This window comes from Bacillus sp. P4_E1 (assembly GCF_056401715.1).
Genome location: NZ_JBFUIV010000048.1, coordinates 1 through 5,145 on the forward strand (window position 1 = coordinate 1; position 5,145 = coordinate 5,145).

Below are 5,145 nucleotides of genomic sequence, written 5' to 3' on the forward strand. Positions count from 1 at the left end.
TTTTGCAATTTTGCAATCCTGATTCACACTGGCACGGACAAGGAGCCGTAAGGATGAAAGAGAGGTAGGGCTTTCATTGTTTTAGGTAATATACTATCTAAGTCATTATTTCTAGAAGAAAATAAAATCAATCTCACCGCTATCTTTCAGAGTTCCTTACATCTACTGAGACAGTGAATAGTAATTGTTTATCTTCTTTACGTAAAATTGATAAACGAACTGGTAACACCATATGGTCAACTACAAAAAATGGTTTCCAGACCAGGAAACCATTTTTAATTTTATTTACATAACAATAGTAAATTAAGCAGTAAGAAGGAGTGCACACATGAAAAAAATGTTAACAAAAGAATTAAGTAATGAATTAAAGAAGCGAGAAGGAATCATTTCTATTACAGTTGAGCCTTATGAAAAAATCGAAGTTGGTGGAATTCGTGTAGATGGACCAGCTGTTATTCTAATTAATCAAGAATAGCTAAAAATAGTTGTATGAACGAAGAAAAGGATCAGCCTTTACGAGAAGGGAAGATCCTTTTTGTTTGCTGCAGCTAATATGGGATATACATAACTTTTATCTAATGTATTGGGGTTAAAAGGAAGGAGAGGGTCGGGATTATCATAGTGGTAAGCTTAATATTGGTAGGATTTCTTTTTATGTTATATAAATTAGTTGCTTAAAAAAACTAATTATTTGAACCGATAGATTGTTTTCTTTTTAAGGGCGAGATTTATTTTATAGGAAAATTGATAATTTTAAGGAGGAATTTAGATGGATGCAAGGAAACAACGCATAAAATACGAGAAGATGTCAAAGAACTATGAACGTATTTCTTTAGTTTCGTTACTCCTATTAATTGTACTTGTTTGTAGTAGTGTGATTATCATAGGAGCTACAGGGGGGGAATATGGAGTGTTTTTGTTGTTAGCAATTTTACTTAACGCACGTATTACTAAAGAATCTCAAAAAAAGTATGAGCAGTATTCTAATAAAGGGCGTATTTAAAATGATACATATTTTGAAAGGAACAGCCTGGATGTACATGCAAAATATCCCTATATCATTGCCTATTAACTAGTAAAAGTAACTTTATATAAATAATTTTTTAGCAATTTAGAAATAGAAAACGTACCTTATTAAAATGTTATTTTCTTTCACATAATGATTTATCCTTCTAGTATATTTATAAGATTTATATCATATATTAAGAGAAAGAATGTAAGTTAGAAAGGAGTCTTATAGAATGAGTTATTTGGAGGGAAATGACTTTAGTGAACAAAATATGGTAAGTGTACCTAATCCCTACGTATATYAGACATTACAATCGGTAATTGGTAAACATGTGGTTATTGAAACTGTAAGAGGTAATGTAAGAGGAAAGTTAAAGGATGTGAAACCCGATCATTTGCTCATTGAAGATACGGTACCGTATATTGTACGCATTCAACAAATTGTATGGATTATGCCAAAACAATAATCAAATTACATCTAATTAGATTTATAACAGATTAGCGTCATAGACGACCAAGTAAAAACACAGGGTTTTATCTCTGTGTTTCTTCAAATTTTCGTTTTTGAATATATGCTTGAGCATGAATAATTTCTTCCTGAAGCTCTTTTAATTCTTTCATAGATTCTGATTCAATAGCCATGTAAGTAGTAACTAAACTGATCATCATATCCATTTTCTCTACTATATTTTGAATGACCTGTTCAGATTGCTCTTTTTTAGGGTGTTGTATTGCCTTTAATACATTTTCCATATAATTGTTCTTTCTTTGCTGGATATCATAAATAAACTGTTTTGTGTTTGAGTTCATTTGTTGTTCCTCCGTTTTGGATATATTTCCATTCTATCATATTTGAATAGAAAATATTGGATTCCCCTAAATTCACACCTGTCTTGTACATCTCCTCAAATATACAAACTAATTCCTTAACGTACAGCAAACACCTTGAAATGTGTCCAAGTTGTGTCTGAACGTACAATTTTCTTTTTTGGTATGGTGACCCCATGCCCATCAACTTAAGAACGGAAACAAAGTGAACTTTCGTTCAAATAAACTAAAAAACTCTTAAAACACTTTTTCTCCTTAAAAATGAGCATACCAAATAAAACTAGATAGGTGTTGTTTTCAAAGATTATTCAGTTTTCTTTTGTTTTTTAAATCCACTATACTCATAGATAACACCCATAATATCAAAGACTGTTTTCTTCTCATATCGATGAGATTTCCGCCCGTTTTTCTGTAGTAGGTGGAATAGGCGTATTAGAATCTTTGTTATTTCTTGGGTGTCTTTCTGTATAGCTTGATACAGAAGATATAAATAATCTTGGATCATCCCTATTGCTTTAAATTCGCTTAATTCTCTTTTCTTCTTTTGTAAAAGAAGTTGACGCATTTTAAACATAGTAGAGGAGCACGGGAAAATAGCGATTAGTTTTCCATATAGTTGGCACTCTAATCGTTCTTGTTTTACATTACGATAATGGTCTATTTTGAAGAGTGATTTCCACGTTTTAAAGACAATCTCTATTTGCCAACGTAAAGTATATAACTCATGTACCTGTTCCGTCGGAACCCATTCCCAAGGTGTTTTCGTCACGTATACGTTTAATCCAGCTACCAATTTACTTTTCTCTGAGTACGTTCTATTTTTAGACTTTTCTTTTTCCGCAATCTTCGCTCGTCGTTTTTGAAGTTGCTTTTCTGTTAATCGATTAAAAATAACACGTGCAAATAGTTGTTGTTTATCACCGATATAAGCATGTTTTAATTCAAATATTTCTCCAGGCTGTAGTTGTTTCAAAATCTGTTTCACATCGATTTGTATGTATTCCGATTGTTTCTTAATGGCACCATTTTTAAAGTATTCTGGGTTTGGATTTTTCACGTATACATTTGTATTTAATTTTAAACGAGAAATATAGTATGTACCTCGTTGATCCATTTGATCTAAGTCTTCCAATGAAAAATAGCCCAAATCACGAATACATAAATCTCCTGGCCGTAAGGTATCTAAGCATTCCGTACCAAATGTTTTGTCATTATTTTTTCCAGGTCCGACTTGAAAGTTAAGAAATTCTCCACTGTGCAGATCATATTCTAATTGAATTTTGATTCCGGCTGTTTGGGCACATCCCCCAGAGCCTGGATATAAATTCTCTAAAGCATTGGGTACTTGAAATACGGTGGCATCTAGGATACGAATTCGTTGGAAGTAAGAGAAGAGATGGTTAGAAATTTGTGTTTGTTCACATACTTTTTGTTGTATCAGTAAAGAAAAAATATGTTTTAAAAACAAAACTGCTTTAGCATTTAAACGTTTATTTAAGCCCTCAGGGCTGAGTAAAGTACCAGTAGCTGCATGAAGCCTACTACATAATCGGACTAAGGGATCACTTGCCACCCGCTGATTGATCCAAATACAAATAGTAGCTAAGTCTGATCCTGAAAACTTACGTTTTCGCTTTATAAATCCTATTTCTCTTGCAAGTTCTTCTAAAAATACAGGTGTAACATAGCGCTGTAATTCTTCCGCAAATGGCCTTAGTTCATCTTGAATTGAGAGATTCATAAAAAAACATCATCCTTTCTAGTCTAGCTTGTTTAAAAAGAATAACGTTTTTTGACATTTGAAGATATTAAAATTTCTTAAGTTAATAGGCATATATGGTGACCCCTATCAGTCAAAGTTTCAATTGAAATAAGTAATATTGAGTTTTAAAAATCTCTTAGTGTATAAAAAGGTTAAAATATGCGCGCTGCCCCAGATAGAAAAAGAAGTTAATTATGTATATAATGTTGTAAGACATCACATGCGTTTTAGGGAGGATAGGATAAATTCTAAAATGAACGTAGCAAGTTTATTAAATCTAGTTAAGAATTCACGAGTTGAAAATACATACATGTGCAAGAAATCACACTAGAAAACAGTAAAAAATATATGTTACTGGATGAAAAAGGTATTCTAATTGTTAATAAATTATAAACCTTCTCTTCGCAATGTAAGAGAAATCCCTAAATCGATAAAACGGCCTATTAGAGGAGGATATTATGAAGAAAAATAATGTATATTCATTTAATCAAAAGGTTCGACAGCTAAAAGTGATGCAAAATAGAAATGTTAAAGCATCTAGAAGAAAAAAAGCATTAGTTATATGTATATTAATAATTGTTATACTCTTAGTTTGTATATTATTTTTAAATCGTACTGCAAAAATTTCGAAGATATCGGTAAAAGGAAATAAGACAGTTTCACAAAGCGAAATTATTGGTTTATCWAATCTAAGTGGTAAAGATAACTACTGGAATTTACATGAAGAGGATATAAAAGAAAGCATAAAGAAAAATAAAAAAATAAAAGAAGTTAATGTTCTCAAGAAATTTCCAAATCAAGTTATTATTGATGTTAAAGAGTATAAAACTATAGCATATGRAGTTAAGGATAACTATTACTATCCAATTCTAGAAAATGGAACTATGTTAGATAAAATTATAAATAATCAGGACAAGGAGAGTGTACCAGTAATAAAGCAATTTACGAGCAATGATGAAGACTTATTAAAAAAACTTATTTCAGAATTAAAGACATTGCCAATTGAAATTCAAAATAGAATATCTGAGATTCATTTTTCTCCAACAGACATTGAAAACTCTCAAATAATTCTTTATACAACAGATGGTTTTACCGTAAGTTCTCTAATCACTGATTTTTCTAGAAAAATGAAATTTTATCCATCCATAATACAACAGTTAGATCCTAAACAACACCCTGTAATTCACCTAGAAGACACTATATATGCCAACGGAGAATTGTAACTCTCATTGTTTTGATTTAAAAAGGTTCACAAACATAGCTATTCATTATGTTATGTGGAAGTAGTTATAAAAAGAGCCCCAAAAATTGATATGATCCCCTTATAGTAGACAGGAAAAAGAAAGCACATTAACCTGTTTACTATGGAGGGGATTTTTTCATGGGAAAAATTAGAGTCACTTACGATGTAGAATTTAAGAAACAAGCTATAGATTTATACTTAAAAGAAGGCATGAGCTATAAAACCATTGCGAAAGAATTAGGTATTCATCACTCGGTTGTAAGTCGTTGGGTGAAACACTTTGAAGCTGAAGGAATCAAAGGAC

At 31.3% G+C, this 5,145-nt stretch carries 7 protein-coding genes; 5 read left to right on the forward strand and 2 right to left on the reverse strand.

Annotated elements, in window-relative coordinates:
- Positions 1 to 328 precede the first annotated feature (328 nt).
- From AC1DS7_RS28520 to AC1DS7_RS28530, 3 genes are all read left to right on the forward strand, one after another.
- The gene (locus AC1DS7_RS28520; RefSeq protein ID WP_000738547.1) at positions 329 to 475 is read left to right on the forward strand and encodes a BC1881 family protein; all 147 of its coding nucleotides are present in this window, start codon (positions 329 to 331) and stop codon (positions 473 to 475) included.
- 294 nt (positions 476 to 769) lie between these two features.
- Entirely contained in the window at positions 770 to 1,003 is a 234-nt protein-coding gene (locus AC1DS7_RS28525; protein ID WP_002144216.1) for a hypothetical protein, read from the forward strand.
- A 238-nt stretch (positions 1,004 to 1,241) separates the two neighbouring features.
- Positions 1,242 to 1,475, forward strand: a complete 234-nt coding sequence (locus tag AC1DS7_RS28530) for a YuzF family protein (RefSeq protein WP_476999390.1) — start codon at positions 1,242 to 1,244, stop codon at positions 1,473 to 1,475.
- A gap of 67 nt (positions 1,476 to 1,542) precedes the next feature.
- Here AC1DS7_RS28530 and AC1DS7_RS28535 read toward each other — a convergent pair whose 3' ends face one another.
- Together AC1DS7_RS28535 and AC1DS7_RS28540 are read right to left on the reverse strand one after the other, a co-directional pair.
- The gene (locus tag AC1DS7_RS28535; RefSeq protein WP_002144215.1) at positions 1,543 to 1,818 is read right to left on the reverse strand and encodes a hypothetical protein; all 276 of its coding nucleotides are present in this window, start codon (positions 1,816 to 1,818) and stop codon (positions 1,543 to 1,545) included.
- Between the two features lie 322 nt (positions 1,819 to 2,140).
- The gene (locus AC1DS7_RS28540) at positions 2,141 to 3,577 is read right to left on the reverse strand and encodes an IS4 family transposase (protein ID WP_476999391.1); all 1,437 of its coding nucleotides are present in this window, start codon (positions 3,575 to 3,577) and stop codon (positions 2,141 to 2,143) included.
- 479 nt (positions 3,578 to 4,056) lie between these two features.
- Between AC1DS7_RS28540 and AC1DS7_RS28545 the strand changes: the two genes are divergently transcribed.
- Both AC1DS7_RS28545 and AC1DS7_RS28550 read left to right on the forward strand, forming a co-directional pair.
- Positions 4,057 to 4,821: a cell division protein FtsQ/DivIB gene (locus AC1DS7_RS28545; RefSeq protein WP_476999392.1), complete on the forward strand. Its 765-nt coding sequence runs from the start codon at positions 4,057 to 4,059 to the stop codon at positions 4,819 to 4,821.
- Between the two features lie 158 nt (positions 4,822 to 4,979).
- Positions 4,980 to 5,145, forward strand: a 166-nt coding sequence (locus AC1DS7_RS28550; RefSeq protein ID WP_476999334.1) for a transposase, incomplete at its 3' end; no start/stop codon positions are given.